The organism is Bacillus sp. FJAT-27245, from assembly GCF_001273955.1.
In the GTDB taxonomy this organism is placed as follows: Bacteria; Bacillota; Bacilli; order Bacillales; family Cytobacillaceae; genus Bacillus_D.
Map to the genome: position 1 here is coordinate 2,490,816 of NZ_LIGI01000001.1, position 14,677 is coordinate 2,505,492.

Here is a 14,677-nt window from a genome sequence, read left to right on the forward strand (position 1 = left end):
CCAAATGACTTTTAAAGGGTGGTGGTATTTAAACCACCACCCCCTAAGTTAGTTAATTTGCATCTTCATTCCAAGACTTCGGCCCGTCATTAGTGACATTAATATTATTTTTGTATTGAACTGCCTTGAATTCAACATCGACAGTAGCTGTTTGATTCTGATATTCATTTCCTGCATCTAAGTCCATTTCATAGCTTATTGTAAATTCCCTTGCTTCTCCCTTAGGGATATGAACAGCACCTCCAGGAACAGTAAGTTCCAGAACATCAGCTAATCCGCCAGTATCCTCAGCTGAATCAATTCCAACCCAAACATCGTAATCACCATTATTTTCAATTTTAAATGTTCCATTTCCTGTGTCTCCAGGAGCCATATTGGTTACATTGAAGGCAGCCCTTCCATCTCCACCTGTGATATCCTTAATCGAAAGGTTTCCTGTTGCAAAAGAGTTTCCTTCATTTGTAGCCGTGTCGGTGAATAATGCAAATGTTCCTCCACCGATTAGTGCTGCACCCAGTGCTGTTCCAAGTAAAGCCCCGCCAATCTTCTTTTTAATGCTCATTGATAAGTTCCTCCTCTTTCCCTGTTATGTAGGGTTATAATTTTTATTATTGAACTCCTTCACCTGAAGGAGAATCAACCAAACTATGAAACTGGCTTCTCTTTTATTGACTCGTATTCAGAAATTGCTCTCCAGATGCTGTAGAGTGACCAAAAAATCATTAGTATTCCCGGTACAATTAGAAGGATGATTGCACCTTTTTTAGATTGAATAAAACTCATTATTATTCCTATATAAGGGATAGTAAATCCTGTATACTCCGCTACGACATTTCCTTCAGTTACCGGGGAAAGATCCTTTGAATCATTGTTGTCCCCTTTAGTAGTGTACTGAACAAAATCATTTGCCTTTTCCACATCGATAATTCTATGGGTGATTAGTATGTTTGGATTATCGGCGGCCTTAAAAGTAATAATGTCACCCTTTTTATATTTGGTAGGGTCCGTTGTAGGTTTCACCGCAATAATTGATCCTGTTTTTATCCCCGGCTCCATGGAACCCGATAGTACTGTCATAATTTCGTATCCAAATACTTTAGGTGTCCCTTCTTGTATTTTCGAGTTAATAACCAAGGCGATAATGCAAATCAACAATCCATATATGAGAATGGACGTTAGTCTGCTTAACCATTTAAAGAGAACTTTCATCGTCCTTAACCTGCCTTTTTTGTACAGATTTAACTTTCATTTTCAATAACTATTTCTTCCTGGTCTTCAGTATTTGGCATTTGATTTTCGGTTGTTACATTATCAGCTTCTTCGCTTTTTTGTTCTAATTTCGACTCTTTGTTTATTTCTTTTTCAGTAGCTGCTTTATTAATTGGCTGTTCATTAAGTTCTTGTTCATCATTTGATTTTTTGGGTGGATTTGGTGGTTTAGGATTTTTATCATGTCCATTTCCATTTTCCCAACATGATTTTGGATTCCTGTCTCCGGTATTTTCTTTGTCAGTGCCTTTGCATTTGCATTCCTTTTCATGCGACTTTGCATAATTTTCATTCGCGCAGAAGTCGGCTGATGCCGAAATGGTGTACGATCTAGTTTCACTGTCTGTGAAAAATGAGTATGTATCATTAGTTAGGAAAGTACTACCCCACAGAATCAGGTACAATGCCCATAGTTTTAAAAGAAGTGAGGCCCTTTTTTTGTTCTTTTTAAAAAGAGCTTTCCTGGATCTCGCTCTCCGCGGCGGGAATGTCTCCATGAATTTCACTCCTCCGTTGAATCGTTAGTATGAAGGTTGGATCGATTATTGTGGGTATTCGTTCTTTAATGCGAACGATTAAGTTAAGTATAAAACAGGAGTGAAAACTTGAAAAACTCCAAAAAAGACCAAATTTTCTTATTAAAGAACACTTTCCTGATACTTCCTCACTATATCTCCCGTTTTCTCATTATTTTGTATTTTTTAAAGAATAAATTGTTCTGTATAATGAATAATTAAAAAGGACTATTTTTTTATGAAAAGGAGAGTCGATATGCTGGGGTTGAGGATTAGGGAGCTTAGGAAAGAGAGAGGGTTATCGCTTTGCAGTCTTGCAAAACAGGCCAATGTTTCAAAGTCCTATTTAAGCCAAATAGAAAGGGGCATGCATCAAAACCCTTCCCTTCTGGTCCTGAATAAGGTGGCGAACACGCTGAAAATTCCTGTTGATTCTCTATTGTTTAGTGAGGGGATGAGCAAAGCGGAAGAAGCAATTCTTGATCGTGAATGGAGGGAGATGGTGATCGGGGCAATTAGGGATGGTATGAAAAAGGAAGACTTTATCGAGTATCTTCGGTATATGAAGTATGAAACTTGGAGAAAGGAGCACCTGGCTATCGATGAGGAAATGCATAAATGATAAGCAAATACTTTAAACCCCCGCTGCTATCCGCTGGCGGGGGKGATTTTTTTACACAATAATAAAACCCGGGTAAAGTACCCGGGGCCTAGCATTATTCAGAAACAAATTCCGATTCTTCCTGTTGCATTTTTTTAAGCCTTTTCTTATAAACAAACTTTGATAGGTTGACGGAAATTTCGTATAAGAGAAGTAATGGAATAATTACCAAGAAATCGGAAACGGGATCCGGTGGCGTTATGACAATCGCTATGATAATCAATATAAAGTACGCATACTTGCGAATCTTTGTTAATACATACGGATTCAAGATGCCAAGCGATGTCAAGAACATAACGACAGCCGGGAGTTCAAACAAGACTCCGAACGGGAGCGTCATATTCATGACGAACCGGAAATACTTCTCTGCTGTAAAGTTTGTGACTAGCATGTCCCCGCCAAGCTCCACGAGAAAGGAAAGGACATTCGGGAAAATGACGAAATAGCCGAATGCCAGACCGGCAATGAACAGAAGAAATAATGCCGGAATATAGGAAAGTGAAATTTTCCTTTCAACTGGCTTCAAGGCTGGTTTTACAAACAGCCATATCTGGAAGGCCAGTATCGGTATGGTCCCAGCTATCGCGATTAAGGATGCGAGGGTGAAATAAATCCAGACGATGTCACTCGGCCCAAGGACGATCAGCTTGACGTCCAGGTCACGGACAAACCATTTATAAATCTCCTCAACGTAGGCAAAGCCCGCAAAGAAGAAGGCAACGAATGCGATTGCGGAAATGATAATCCTTTTTCGCAGTTCATCGAGATGGTCAACTACATTCAATTCTTTATCTTCCATATGATTCTCCCTGTCCTAAGTTGTGAACAACATAGGGCCTGCATCATCATTGGCAGGCACACTTAACTATTAGAAAAGGGTTCCTCCCGTTGCCCATCATTTCAGGAGCAAGGCCGTGAACCCTCGATTGTCTTGCTATAAATTGTCGGACTCGTTCGGTATAAGAACCCCATCCGTTTTATTTTGTGGCTTTTTTCTTCTCTTCATCAAATTCTTCCATGACATCACTTGTCAATTCGCGGGTCGACTTTTTGAATTCACGCAGCGTCTGGCCGAAAGCACGGCCGATTTCCGGGAGCTTCTTAGGGCCGAAGATGATTAGCGCAAGGACAAGGATAAGGATTAAACCAGGAACTCCAATATTGTTTAACATGTAGGAAACATCCCTTTCGGTAAATTAAATCTACTATGATTATAGTACTTTCTGCGGGCTTATGGGCTGTTTTCGGCTAAAATTCATCAGAATTTCACAAATAGGAACAGTGTGCTCTACAAAATCAAACTCTTGCTCTGCATGTTCCAATTTAACAATTACGGGAAAGATAGTCAATGGAATTACCTTGATAATAATTTTTAGAAAATAATTGGATATTCACGGTTCTTGTTTAATTTCACAGAACCTTTTTACATATACTAATTAAAACCATGTATTAAATTCATCCTAAAGGAAGGGAGTGTCCAGCATGGAATTTTCGCTTGATAGCTACGAATGCGTTCTGCCAGTGGAAGTGACGATCGACGAAGACAATGGGCGGTACATGGTCCGGAAGAGTGACACAAGCGGGGTCTATTTCAACACCCCTTTTGAACTGATCAAGTGGATCAGGGCGCACCTTCAGGAAGAGGAATTCCTTAAGCCCGAAGATTTCCGAAGCATGATGGGAAAGCTTACGGAATACGAGCAGGCGGGCTACCTAGGGTAATGAACGAAAAACATCAGCTGTGGTGGCTGATGTTTTTCACTTTATTAAGCTTTGATAAATCGTTTTTACGACGCTATTGGTCTCTCCTGCCGTAAATCCGGAACTCGTAATCATATGGATTTTTCTCGTCCGTTGGCCCCTTTTCAGAAAAAAGCAATACCCACTGATCGAGGTCAAACTCCGGGAAGAAAGTGTCGCCTGGAAATTCGTCATGAATAAGGGTTATGTAAAGCTTGTCCGCGACAGGAAACATTTCCTTGAAGATTTCTGCCCCGCCGATGACAAAGTATTCTTCGTCCTTATTTTTGCTGTATTCAAGAAACTCATCGATTGAGTTCATGACGGTGCAGCCTTCAGCGGAGAAGCCAGGATTTCTTGTTATAATAATGTTTTCCCTTCCAGGGAGCGGCCTGCCGATCGATTCATACGTTTTCCTGCCCATCGCAATCGGATGGCCCATCGTGGATTTCTTGAAAAACTTCAAGTCCTCCGGTAAATGCCAGGGGAGCTTGTTATCCTTGCCAATTACCATGTTTTTGTCCATCGCCCAAATAAACGAGATCATACGCTGACAACCCCTTTGATGTGTGGGTGCGGGTCGTATCCTTCGAGGACAAAATCTTCGTATTTGAACGAGAAAATGTCCTTCACTTCAGGATTGATGGTCATTTTCGGAAGCTTCCTTGGCTCGCGGCCAAGCTGTTCTTTTACTTGTTCAACATGATTTTTGTAAATATGTACATCCCCAAATGTATGGACGAATTCACCTGGCTCCAGATCGCAAACCTGGGCAACCATTAGTGTCAGAAGCGCATAAGAAGCAATGTTGAACGGGACACCAAGGAACAAATCCGCGGAACGCTGGTATAGCTGGCACGACAATTTACCGTCCGCCACATAAAATTGGAACATGCAGTGGCACGGTGCGAGCGCCATATTGTCAATCTCCGCAACGTTCCAGGCATTGACGATAAGCCGCCTTGAATCTGGATTCGTTTTAATTTGGTCGATTAGCTCGCTTATTTGGTCGACAACTTTTCCGTCCGCGCCTTCCCAGGAACGCCATTGCTTGCCGTAAACAGGACCGAGCTCGCCGTTCTCATCAGCCCATTCGTTCCAGATTCTAACGCCATTTTCCTGCAGGTAACGGACATTCGTATCGCCGTTTAAAAACCAAAGCAGTTCGTGGATAATGGATCTCAAGTGCAGTTTTTTCGTCGTAACAAGCGGAAAACCTTCACTTAAATCAAATCGCATTTGGTACCCAAACGTGCTGAACGTGCCGGTTCCCGTCCGGTCATCCTTTTCCGTGCCATTCTTAAGAACATGGCGGCACAGCTCCAAATATTGTTTCATCGTAACCCCTCCATTGTCGTAAATTGTAACAAAAAGGCCCGGGATCATCAATCTTTCAATCCAGGCCTTTTATTATTTCGTATGTTAGTGGAGCCTTTTCTTTTAAAAGGATGTTTGTTTCATCGCTGTAGTAGTATAAGGCGAAAGCTTCAGCAAAATATTCTTCATGGTATGTGAGGAAATAGTCCTTGCCCGGAAAAAGGCTGTCCCTTTCCTTTTGCCAAACCGACTTGAAAGGCTCCTTTTTTGAAAAATTATCAAACACAAGTTTGTCAACGGAATGCGCCAACTCATGAAGTTCAAGGTTGATCGATCCATGGCCGTTCCCCCTGCTGCTTGCTCCAATTTTGACGAGAACGACCCTTGTACCACCGATTCCCGGAACATCATCCCAAGTCCTTCCGTTTGTGTAGCCTCTCGGGGTAACGCCCTTTAGGTACCTGGCACTCGGATTGTCGGTCAGTTTCCCGTTGAAAAGCCTGACGACAATTCCTGCTTTGTGGATTTTTTTCAGGAGTGGCTCGGGGAGGGKGCTGATCGTGTTGATAATTTCAGCGGACTGTTGCACGTTGAAAGGCTCCCTCGGAAAAAGGATGGTCTCTCCGACCAGAGGGTTTGCATTGTTGTTTTTTATGGCCTGCATCAACTGTTGATTATTCTGTAAATCACTTAAGGCAACCCCATTTTGCGCGGCCTTTGACGTTGTGATGAATGAAAGGAAAAAGAAAGCCGATAACGTTGCATACAGCAATTTTTTCAAAGAGCATCTTCCCCGCGGTGGATTTTGGTATTATATGAGAATTATAGCATGGTTGGGGTATGGTGGAATGGAGGGTTTTATTGGTAATTAGAGGTTGGTTTCTTCCCAGCTGAACAGGTTTTATTGGGAGTTATCTTCCTTCGTTTTCTCGGATTGTTATTTTTTGATGGGATATGAATTAAGAAATGGTTAGATGAAGAATTCTGCTAGCACTCTGCTAGCGATTCCCGGAGATTTTACGGTTTTATCCGTAAAGTTCACAACTTTATCCGGAAATTTCCCCGTTTTATCCGGAAGTTTATATTTTACACCCGCTAATTTCACGTACTTACTAGAAATTCGGTCTTTAATAAACCAAATATTAACCGATTTCATCAACTTCCGATTAAGAATCGGAATAAAAGAAAAAAGCCCGGCATTCCGCAAGGCTTTTCATCATATTGTTCAATAAACTGCTATGCCATCCATTTTGGAGGGGTGTTTTTGTCCCAGTAAATGCTGCCAAGGTCATGGTGCTCCTGGAAGTTGTCATGGAAGAGATGATAGTGAAAGTTGAACCAGTAACCCGCGTGAGGCGGATTGTCCCTTCTGACATGGAAGCGGATGACGTCTTTTCCTGTAAGGCTGTTTTTAATGTTGAAAATCTTTTCGGAATGTCCAGCTCCCGGCTGCTCGGAAATGGCGAGGCTGGCCAGGTCTTCATCAGGAAACTGGGTCGCTGTTTCGGCAATTGCCATCTCAATATTCGGCAGGATGACTTCCTTGAATTCATTTTCGATAACTGGCTTTATCTTCGTTCCGAATTTTTCATAGGATCGTTCTTCGGCAAGCCTGACCATATCTTCTATGATTTTATCCCTGCTGGCGATTTCCACGGATTGGGGGCTTTTCGGAAAAATCGGTTCCGTCTTGACCGGCTCCCGTTCGGATGCCTCGCTGTCAGCCTTGGCGCGGTCCAGCATTCCTGGCTGCGCTGGCGTGATAAGTCCGAACGTTAGCAAGGAAACCATGACGACAAACGACTTCCTGAGCCATTTATTCATATTCCCAACCCCCTTTCCAAAACGTTTTATGAATTGATTCTATTATACTCTTTTTTCGGGAAGAATGGCGAATCTGGTTTTAAAGTTTTTTGTTGGGAAAAATAGAATATAGGTATTGATAATATAAAGTAGGGATGTGGTGGAATGGAATGGGTAATTGGAGCTGGCTGCCTAATCATGCTCGGCTATTTCATTTATCAGTCTATTTGGGATTAATGGTCGAAAGCCGGCTCTAGGGCCGGCTTTCAGTTTTTATCGATATAGCCAAAATGAAATTTGGCGGTTTTCCTTCTGATTGCCGTAAAACCGAAATCATCAAATCTCGAACTCAGGTAATGGTCCTTTAAAACAACCCGCTTCCTTGCAACCCTAAGAGCTTCAGTGAATTCCTCGCCGCCTATTCCTCCATATAGCGCAAAGTGGCGGAGCGCCTTGATTCCTTCCGATTCATCGATGCTGACTTCGAACATCGGGTCGAAATAGACACAATCAACTGATTCGTCCTGCTGGGATTTTAAATACGCAAGCGCGTCACTGTGGACCACCTTAACCCTTTGCATGGCGGCATCCAGTTCGACTACATCGGAATGCCACGTGTGTAGGCCCATTTTTACAATAAAGCCGAGAAATTTATTCCCTTCTATCCCCGTCACGGATCCGCCCTCGCCCACAGCGAGGCTCGCAACGATGGAATCCGAGGCGAGTCCGAGCGTGCAGTCAAGGAAGGTATCCCCCTCCCGCAAGGCCGCCGCCTCAATTAATGGGTCGTGTCCGCCGTCGATGAGCCGTTTGGCCCTGAACATGGCGGATGATGGATGGAAAAAGAAAGGCTCTTTCTCGCCATACGCAAACAGTTTGATGCTCTCGTTCCCGGCAACAATGCAGCCGCTACCGCGTTCTTGTTGCAATTGGGAAATAGACTTCTTTTTGCGCGGGATATACGGAATGGCGAGATCCTCGGCAACCGATTTTGCTTTGCTTATCATTGTTTCGCTCACCCTGCCGGCGGTTGTTACAAACATATGATGGTTCCTTTCTCTATAAAAAAGTCCTATAGCTATATAAATTAAACTTATGTTTTTCAGGTTGCTCGACCTACGCTTTAGGCACTTCGCTTTCCGTGGGGCGTCAGTGGAGCCTCCTCGTCGCCCTTGCTCCTGCGGGGTCTCCACCTTGCCGCTGTATCCCACTGGAGTCTACATGCCTTCCGCTTCGGTCTACATGGCAATTCTTTAGTTTAATTTATATAGCCTCTGAATTTTGGAAACCTGCTTTTTCATAAATTGCTTCGTGAAAAAAGGACGCCCTCGGGCATCCTTTTAGCAGTTGGCTTCAAAAGCGGTCAATAGATTTTGCATGACGGCTTCCATCGTATTGCCTTCAATGTCGTGCCTTGGGATAAAGTGGGCGACTTCCCCATCTTTCAGCAGGGCGATGGATGGTGAGGACGGCTCGATTCCGCCGAAGTATTCACGCATTTTGGCGGTTGCTTCCTTATCCTGGCCGGCAAAGACGGTTACAAGATTGTCAGGCTTCTTTTCGCTGTTCATAACAGATTGGGTTGCGGCTGGGCGCGCAAGTCCGGCGGCACATCCGCAAACGGAGTTTACGACAACAAGCGCCGTGCCTTTTGCTTCCTTCATGAACGCATCGACTTCTTCAGGCGTCTTAAGTTCCTTAAAACCGGCATTGGTCAGCTCCTCACGCATCGGCTGGACCATTTGCCTCATATATTCCTCATATGCCATTGACATATTAACTTCACTCCATTTCTATTCGTAAGCATACTATATTTTTACTCCAATTCCAAAATCCTTGCAACCTTAAATTCATTGATGTTCCTCGAAGTCCGCTTAGTTTCTTTTGAAAAAATTACAGATTCGCTTTACGGGCCTCGGTCATTTGTTTCCAGACAGAGCCCTTCGCTTCTTCGCCGCCTTCAATCCTTGCGATGGCGATTTTCGCCTGCATGGCCACTTCGAATTCTGGGTCATCCGCTGCGTCCTTCAGGGCGTCGAGTGCGGATTCATCCCCGACTTCGTAAAGGAACATTGCCGCACGCCACCGAACGAGTTTGCTCGGATCCTTTAGCGCTTCCGCCATTGCATTGGCGGCTTCGGCAAATCCTAGGTCGGATAAACAGTCGCCGGCGGTCCTTCTGACGGTTACGGTTTTATCCTTTAGCGCCTTGTATAGAAGAGGAAGGACAGCTTTGTCTTCTATCATCCCAAGGTAGACGGTCGCAAGCCTCCTGATTGAAGGTTTCTCATCCTGCAGTGCTTTTTCCAGGAGCGGTAAATCTTCAAGTTCCGGATCTGGCATTTGTTCAAGCTTCTGGTAACGGACCTTCCAGTCAGGGTTCTCAAGGTCTTCGATGGTAATTTTATGTCGCACGCGCGGCTCTCTCGCCTGGATGGAGGAACCGCCGGCCTGCGCGTCTTTGACAAGCTCTTCAAGCCGCTTTTCTGGATAGGCGGCCGTCAGTTCTTCTACAATTTCATTGCCAATTTGGTCAAAGTCACCGTAACGGACTCCAAAATCCTGCCATTTTCGGAGCAGTATGTAATTTTCGCCGTCAAGCTGGGCTTTTTCCCTTGCGGCGAGGAAGTTGGCAGGCATCCCAAAGCGCCTCTCCTCGTTCCCATCCGTCAGTTTTACCTGCAGGGGAATATCCTTGAACATTTGTACCTGGACCTGGATTTCCCCGAAGCTGCTTGATTCAGGACTCGCAGGACTCGCAGCACCCTCCGTTTGCGCGGATTCGCCAAACGCTTCCCGTACTTTTGCGAGGAGGTCCTTCCAGTCGTACTTCGCATTCCGTTCGACAGCGATGAAGTCGGAGACGTGGTAGACGCCTTTAATTCCTTCAATCTCAAGTACTTTTCTTATTACTGGAGGGGCTCCTTCCTGATTGTCTTTTTTATAATTATGGCTCTTGCCCATCGGCAACTCCTGGTCAAGGTTGATCTTCATTGTATTCGGGCTAGGGGTCGGTTCAATTGACATAATTCTCATTTTGTTCACCTCACATCTACTGTATCATAATGGCTTTTCCATTTCATATTATCGTATTTACCTATAGTGTAGTAAAAACCGCACTTGCGCTATAGGTAAAAATGGCGGGGATATTGATGAAGACAGTTTCAATCAGAAATCAACTCGAATATTGTCTTCATCCCCACCTAGCTGCAAGCTAAAACTACCCCTCAGCAATTTCGGAAAGATACGACCAGCGTTCAATCAGCCTCTCCAGCTCTTCATTCAGCTCCGTTTCTTCCTTCATGAGGTCATGGGCGAGTTCGAAGTTACTGCCTGTCGACGCCATTTCGGCTGCAATCTCTTCCAGCCTGCTTTCAACGGAAGCAATGTTATCGTCGATTGTTTCCCATTCTTTTTGTTCCTGGTAGGTCATTTTTTTCTTCTTTTCCTTCACCCTGGCCGGCTGTTCGGCAACAGGCTTTGCGGCAGACTCCGCTTTTTCCGTTTCCTGCTCGAGATATTCGGAATAATTGCCGTAATAGGAGTCCACTCTCCCTCCGCCCTGCAAAATAAGGAGCTGTTCGGCTATTTTGTCAAGGAAATATCTGTCATGCGATACAGTCAGGACAACGCCCGGGAAATCATCCAGATAGTCTTCGAGAACGGTCAGCGTTTGCGTGTCCAAATCGTTTGTCGGTTCATCCAGAAGGAGGACGTTCGGCGCATCCATGAGGATTTTCAGCAAATACAAACGACGCTTTTCACCTCCGGAAAGTTTTCGGATCGGCGTTCCATGTGATGCCGGGGGAAACAAGAAACGTTCAAGCATTTGGGAAGCTGAAATCGTTTTGCCATCCGTCGTTTCAATAACCTGGGCCGTTTCCTTGATGTACTCAATCATCCTCAGGCTTTCGTCCATGTCTTCGTTTTCCTGGGTATAATAGCCGATTTTAACCGTCTGGCCCATGTCATATTCCCCGCTGTCAAGAGGGATTCTTTTAGCCAGAATGTTCAATAGCGTTGATTTCCCTGTTCCGTTGCGGCCAATTATGCCGAGCCTGTCGCCGGGCTTTACAAGCAAATTGAAACGGTCGAGAATAACCGTGCCGCCAAATGATTTGCTCGCATCCTTCAGCTCGAATACCTGTTTCCCGAGCCTGCTTCCGCTGAGGGAAATATCGACTTTTTCACTGTTCCGCTTGCCGGAAATCTGGTCCTCTAGTTTTTCAAACCGGTCTATCCTTGCCTTTTGCTTCGTCGACCTGGCCTGTGCGCCTCTGCGGATCCATTCCAGCTCTCGCCTAAAGAGGTTTTTCTTTTTCTCAAGGGTTGCCGCCTCGTTTTCTTCACGGACCGCTTTCGCCTCAAGAAAACTTGCATAGTTGCCTTTGTATGTGTACAGATTGCCGCCGTCCAATTCCATGATCCGGTTCGTGACCCGGTCAAGGAAATACCGGTCATGTGTGACTATAAGGACAGAACCGTTCCAGCTTTTCAAGTAATCCTCAAGCCATTTTACAGAGTTGAAATCAAGATGGTTCGTCGGCTCGTCAAGAATTAATAGGTCCGGAGCCTCAATCAGTACCCCGGCAAGCGCGACCCTCTTCTTTTGCCCGCCCGACAACTCGCCTATCTTTTTCGAAAACCCTTCAATCCCAAGCTTTGTTAAAATTGTTTTCGCGGTTGTACTTGCATCCCAGCCATTTACGGAGTCCATTTCCTTTTGCAATGCAAACAGCTCTTCCTGGATCCTAAGGTCCTCGGGCGAATCTTCAAGCTTGGCCAGGCATTCTTCGTATTTCCTCATCGTCCGGACCACCGGCGCATCCCCATGGTAGACCTGTTCGAGGACAGTCAGTTCAGGATCAAGATCCGGCTGCTGGTCAAGATAAGCAATCCTGTAATCCTTTGCCGCCGTAATTTCCCCGGAATCGGAATCATCAACGCCTGCGATGATTTTCAACAGCGACGATTTTCCGGTTCCGTTAATGCCAATCAGACCAATCTTCTCTTTTTCTCCTATGGTAAACGTAATATTGTTGAATAATTTCTTTTCCCCATATGTTTTCGAGAGGTTTTCCACAGTTAGCATTTTCATATCAAGCAATCCCACTCTCTATCAAATTGGCTGAGGAAGGCTTCCATAAATTGTTGCCGTTCATCAGCCATCCTTATTGCCGTTTCCGTATTCATTAAATCCTTTAATTTTAAAAGCTTCTCGTAAAAATGGTTGATGCTTGAGGATTTGCCATTTCTGTATTCATCAAGCGTCATTTTCTCACGGACCCCTAGATCGGGTGCATAGATTTGCTGGCCCTTTTTCCCGCCAAACGCAAATGCTCGCGCGATTCCGATGGCGCCAATCGCATCGAGGCGATCGGCGTCCTGGACAATTTCGGCCTCAATGGAGGGAAGCTCTGTTCCATTCCCGCCTTTAAAAGAAATTGAATAGACGATTTCATTGATTTTCTGTTTGGCGGTTTCATCGAGCTCCAGCGACTCAAGGAAGCAGTCGAGCTTTTTCCGGCCCGCTTCCGCTGAATCATTCAGTTTTTCGTCCGGAATATCATGGAGGAGCGCGGCGATTTCAATGATTATTCTGTCGCCAGCAGCTTCACCCTCTGCGATTTTCAGCGCGTTCTTCCTGACCCTGTCGACATGGTGCCAATCATGGCCGGTCGGGTCCTCACCCATCTCCTGTTTCACATACTGCTCTATTTCAGCAATCACCTTTTCCACAACCCGCACTCCCTTTCATCCTGCTATTTTACCATGAAACAAAGCACCTGGTGAACCTTCCTACCTTCAAACGGGCTGGGGTTCGACAAAATTCGGGGGGTGCCTATGAACTGTTCGCATTTCGACAAATTACGGGTGGTGACAGGCACTGTTCGTATTTCAGCCAAAGAAAAAAGCGCCTGGTCGGCGCTTTAATTGATGTTGTGGTACCAGCTGATGCCGAGGGTGTTTTCGCCGGCATGGACGCCTATTGTGGCTCCCAATGAGCAGCGCCTGAATGAGAGCTGTGGGAACTTTGGTTCTAGTTCCATTTGCCACTCGAGTGCCTTGTCCTCGTGATGCCCATACAGGAGATAAACCTCTTTAAATTGGTACTTTTCATAGGCGGCTCTCAAATAGCCTTCAATTTTTTCCTTTGCCTTTTTTGTATTGCGGACTTTCTCTCTCGTTTCCAGTCCGCCGTTCTCAATGGAAATGATCGGCGTGATGCTGAGCATGCTGCCGAGGAAAAACTGAAGCCCGCTCATGCGCCCGCTCCTGTGCAGCTGTTCCAGGCTGCCGATTAGCACGTACGTTTCATTCTCGTCACGGTACTTCTCCAGCTCCTGCCTGATTTCCTCGACGGTTTTACCGGCACGTTCAAGTTCCATCCCTTTTTTCAGAAGCGCGGATAATGGGTAAGCGAGTATTTTTGAATCAATCGTTGTGACTGGCACCTGAACGAGCTGGGCGGCCTGCTCGCTTGAGGATACCGTTCCGCTCAGTTTTGAAGAAAGAAGCACGGCAATGATTTGGTCGTAATTCTCCGCCAGTTTGTCGTAAAGCTCCTTGAATGCCCCGACCGATGGCTGGGAGGTTTTTGGCGGTGTTTTCAGTTCGCGCAGTTTTGCGTAGAGCTCATCGGCTGTAAGGTCGATGCCGTCCGCGAATTCCTCGCCGTCAAGAATGATGGTTATCGGAATCGTATACAAATCCGGATTGTTCTTTAAATCTTCATCCAGAAAGGCTGTGCTGTCAGTAACCCAGGCAGTCTTTTTCAAAAAAATTTCCCCCTTTTCCCCTTGAAAGCTTCTTCATCACTTTATGTATAGGTAATTCCTAATAATTTTATTATAGTATTAATTTTCAGAAAAATCATCGTCGTTAGAGGAGATTTTCAATATCTTTCGCCAGTTCCCCAGGCTTATCATTTGGAGCAAATCGTTTGACGGGCTTACCGTCACGGCCGACAAGGAATTTTGTGAAATTCCATTTAATCCGTTTGCTCCCCATAATGCCGGGCGCCTCCTTGCCAAGATAGACAAATAGCGGATGCGCTTCATCACCGTTCACATCCACCTTGGCGAACATCGGAAACGTCACTCCGTAATTCAGTTTGCAGAACGATGCAATCTCTTCCTCGCTTCCAGGCTCCTGGTTCATGAACTGGTTGCACGGAAAGCCAAGTACAGTGAAGCCACGCTCTTTGTATGTTTCATACAATTCCTGCAATTCGGCGTATTGTGGCGTAAAACCGCATTTGCTTGCAGTATTGACAATAAGCACGACGTTTCCATCAAATCGGCTTAACTGGACTTCCTCACCGTTAATTAATCGGACATTAAATTGGTAAATCGACATTCACTTCCATCTC

18 protein-coding genes are annotated in these 14,677 nt (G+C 45.2%); 2 read left to right on the top strand and 16 right to left on the bottom strand.

Annotation, left to right across the window (positions count from 1 at the left end):
- Positions 1–52: 52 nt before the first annotated feature.
- The 3 genes from ADU24_RS12055 to ADU24_RS12065 form a co-directional block, all read right to left on the bottom strand.
- Positions 53–562, bottom strand: coding sequence for a TasA family protein (locus ADU24_RS12055; RefSeq protein WP_053366868.1), 510 nt, complete (start codon positions 560–562; stop codon positions 53–55).
- An 83-nt stretch (positions 563–645) separates the two neighbouring features.
- Complete coding sequence (gene sipW, locus ADU24_RS12060; RefSeq protein WP_053366869.1) at positions 646–1,209, bottom strand: signal peptidase I SipW; 564 nt, start codon at positions 1,207–1,209, stop codon at positions 646–648.
- 29 nt (positions 1,210–1,238) lie between these two features.
- Positions 1,239–1,766, bottom strand: coding sequence for a hypothetical protein (locus ADU24_RS12065; RefSeq protein WP_053366870.1), 528 nt, complete (start codon positions 1,764–1,766; stop codon positions 1,239–1,241).
- 274 nt (positions 1,767–2,040) lie between these two features.
- On the opposite strand from ADU24_RS12065, the gene ADU24_RS12070 reads away from it, so the two are divergent.
- Entirely contained in the window at positions 2,041–2,406 is a 366-nt protein-coding gene (locus tag ADU24_RS12070) for a helix-turn-helix domain-containing protein (protein ID WP_053366871.1), read from the top strand.
- A 94-nt stretch (positions 2,407–2,500) separates the two neighbouring features.
- Here ADU24_RS12070 and tatC read toward each other — a convergent pair whose 3' ends face one another.
- Positions 2,501–3,244 carry a twin-arginine translocase subunit TatC gene (gene tatC / locus ADU24_RS12075; protein WP_053366872.1) on the bottom strand — a complete coding sequence of 248 codons (744 nt, stop codon included), beginning with the start codon at positions 3,242–3,244 and terminating at the stop codon, positions 2,501–2,503.
- Positions 3,245–3,422: 178 nt separating this feature from the next.
- Positions 3,423–3,617, bottom strand: a complete 195-nt coding sequence (tatA, locus tag ADU24_RS12080) for a twin-arginine translocase TatA/TatE family subunit (RefSeq protein WP_053366873.1) — start codon at positions 3,615–3,617, stop codon at positions 3,423–3,425.
- A 310-nt stretch (positions 3,618–3,927) separates the two neighbouring features.
- On the opposite strand from tatA, the gene ADU24_RS12085 reads away from it, so the two are divergent.
- Positions 3,928–4,167, top strand: coding sequence for a hypothetical protein (locus tag ADU24_RS12085; RefSeq protein WP_053366874.1), 240 nt, complete (start codon positions 3,928–3,930; stop codon positions 4,165–4,167).
- A gap of 73 nt (positions 4,168–4,240) precedes the next feature.
- On the opposite strand, the gene ADU24_RS12090 is transcribed toward ADU24_RS12085, so the two are convergent.
- From ADU24_RS12090 to ADU24_RS12145, 11 genes are all read right to left on the bottom strand, one after another.
- Positions 4,241–4,732 carry a dihydrofolate reductase gene (locus tag ADU24_RS12090; protein ID WP_053366875.1) on the bottom strand — a complete coding sequence of 164 codons (492 nt, stop codon included), beginning with the start codon at positions 4,730–4,732 and terminating at the stop codon, positions 4,241–4,243.
- A complete protein-coding gene (locus ADU24_RS12095; RefSeq protein WP_053366876.1) occupies positions 4,729–5,523 on the bottom strand; it encodes a thymidylate synthase in 795 nt (264 codons plus the stop codon). The genes ADU24_RS12090 and ADU24_RS12095 overlap by 4 nt, the downstream gene beginning before the upstream one ends.
- Positions 5,524–5,578: 55 nt before the next feature.
- Entirely contained in the window at positions 5,579–6,283 is a 705-nt protein-coding gene (locus ADU24_RS12100) for an anthrax toxin lethal factor-related metalloendopeptidase (RefSeq protein WP_053366877.1), read from the bottom strand.
- Positions 6,284–6,738: 455 nt separating this feature from the next.
- On the bottom strand, positions 6,739–7,326 hold the full coding sequence (locus tag ADU24_RS12110) for a YpjP family protein (protein WP_053366879.1): 588 nt from the start codon (positions 7,324–7,326) through the stop codon (positions 6,739–6,741).
- A 245-nt stretch (positions 7,327–7,571) separates the two neighbouring features.
- Entirely contained in the window at positions 7,572–8,348 is a 777-nt protein-coding gene (locus ADU24_RS12115; RefSeq protein ID WP_053366880.1) for a class I SAM-dependent methyltransferase, read from the bottom strand.
- A gap of 297 nt (positions 8,349–8,645) precedes the next feature.
- Positions 8,646–9,080: a BrxA/BrxB family bacilliredoxin gene (locus tag ADU24_RS12120; protein ID WP_053366881.1), complete on the bottom strand. Its 435-nt coding sequence runs from the start codon at positions 9,078–9,080 to the stop codon at positions 8,646–8,648.
- Between the two features lie 118 nt (positions 9,081–9,198).
- Positions 9,199–10,341 carry a conserved virulence factor C family protein gene (locus tag ADU24_RS12125; RefSeq protein ID WP_053366882.1) on the bottom strand — a complete coding sequence of 381 codons (1,143 nt, stop codon included), beginning with the start codon at positions 10,339–10,341 and terminating at the stop codon, positions 9,199–9,201.
- A 184-nt stretch (positions 10,342–10,525) separates the two neighbouring features.
- Positions 10,526–12,403, bottom strand: coding sequence for an ABC-F family ATP-binding cassette domain-containing protein (locus ADU24_RS12130; RefSeq protein WP_053366883.1), 1,878 nt, complete (start codon positions 12,401–12,403; stop codon positions 10,526–10,528).
- Positions 12,400–12,999 (bottom strand): HD domain-containing protein, encoded by a 600-nt coding sequence (locus ADU24_RS12135; RefSeq protein WP_053368908.1) that lies wholly within the window; start codon positions 12,997–12,999, stop codon positions 12,400–12,402. The genes ADU24_RS12130 and ADU24_RS12135 overlap by 4 nt, the downstream gene beginning before the upstream one ends.
- 236 nt (positions 13,000–13,235) lie before the next feature.
- Entirely contained in the window at positions 13,236–14,084 is an 849-nt protein-coding gene (locus tag ADU24_RS12140; protein ID WP_053366884.1) for a DegV family protein, read from the bottom strand.
- A 103-nt stretch (positions 14,085–14,187) separates the two neighbouring features.
- Positions 14,188–14,664, bottom strand: coding sequence for a glutathione peroxidase (locus ADU24_RS12145; protein ID WP_053366885.1), 477 nt, complete (start codon positions 14,662–14,664; stop codon positions 14,188–14,190).
- Positions 14,665–14,677 lie beyond the last annotated feature (13 nt).

What these genes read in the sequence shown, in the direction of transcription:
- ADU24_RS12055 (WP_053366868.1), bottom strand. Translation starts at nt 562, where the DNA reads ATGAGCATTAAAAAGAAGATTGGCGGGGCTTTACTTGGAACAGCACTG.
- sipW (WP_053366869.1), bottom strand. Translation starts at nt 1,209, where the DNA reads ATGAAAGTTCTCTTTAAATGGTTAAGCAGACTAACGTCCATTCTCATA.
- ADU24_RS12065 (WP_053366870.1), bottom strand. Translation starts at nt 1,766, where the DNA reads ATGGAGACATTCCCGCCGCGGAGAGCGAGATCCAGGAAAGCTCTTTTT.
- ADU24_RS12070 (WP_053366871.1), top strand. Translation starts at nt 2,041, where the DNA reads ATGCTGGGGTTGAGGATTAGGGAGCTTAGGAAAGAGAGAGGGTTATCG.
- tatC (WP_053366872.1), bottom strand. Translation starts at nt 3,244, where the DNA reads ATGGAAGATAAAGAATTGAATGTAGTTGACCATCTCGATGAACTGCGA.
- tatA (WP_053366873.1), bottom strand. Translation starts at nt 3,617, where the DNA reads ATGTTAAACAATATTGGAGTTCCTGGTTTAATCCTTATCCTTGTCCTT.
- ADU24_RS12085 (WP_053366874.1), top strand. Translation starts at nt 3,928, where the DNA reads ATGGAATTTTCGCTTGATAGCTACGAATGCGTTCTGCCAGTGGAAGTG.
- ADU24_RS12090 (WP_053366875.1), bottom strand. Translation starts at nt 4,732, where the DNA reads ATGATCTCGTTTATTTGGGCGATGGACAAAAACATGGTAATTGGCAAG.
- ADU24_RS12095 (WP_053366876.1), bottom strand. Translation starts at nt 5,523, where the DNA reads ATGAAACAATATTTGGAGCTGTGCCGCCATGTTCTTAAGAATGGCACG.
- ADU24_RS12110 (WP_053366879.1), bottom strand. Translation starts at nt 7,326, where the DNA reads ATGAATAAATGGCTCAGGAAGTCGTTTGTCGTCATGGTTTCCTTGCTA.
- ADU24_RS12115 (WP_053366880.1), bottom strand. Translation starts at nt 8,348, where the DNA reads ATGTTTGTAACAACCGCCGGCAGGGTGAGCGAAACAATGATAAGCAAA.
- ADU24_RS12120 (WP_053366881.1), bottom strand. Translation starts at nt 9,080, where the DNA reads ATGTCAATGGCATATGAGGAATATATGAGGCAAATGGTCCAGCCGATG.
- ADU24_RS12125 (WP_053366882.1), bottom strand. Translation starts at nt 10,341, where the DNA reads ATGAGAATTATGTCAATTGAACCGACCCCTAGCCCGAATACAATGAAG.
- ADU24_RS12130 (WP_053366883.1), bottom strand. Translation starts at nt 12,403, where the DNA reads ATGAAAATGCTAACTGTGGAAAACCTCTCGAAAACATATGGGGAAAAG.
- ADU24_RS12135 (WP_053368908.1), bottom strand. Translation starts at nt 12,999, where the DNA reads ATGGGTGAGGACCCGACCGGCCATGATTGGCACCATGTCGACAGGGTC.
- ADU24_RS12145 (WP_053366885.1), bottom strand. Translation starts at nt 14,664, where the DNA reads ATGTCGATTTACCAATTTAATGTCCGATTAATTAACGGTGAGGAAGTC.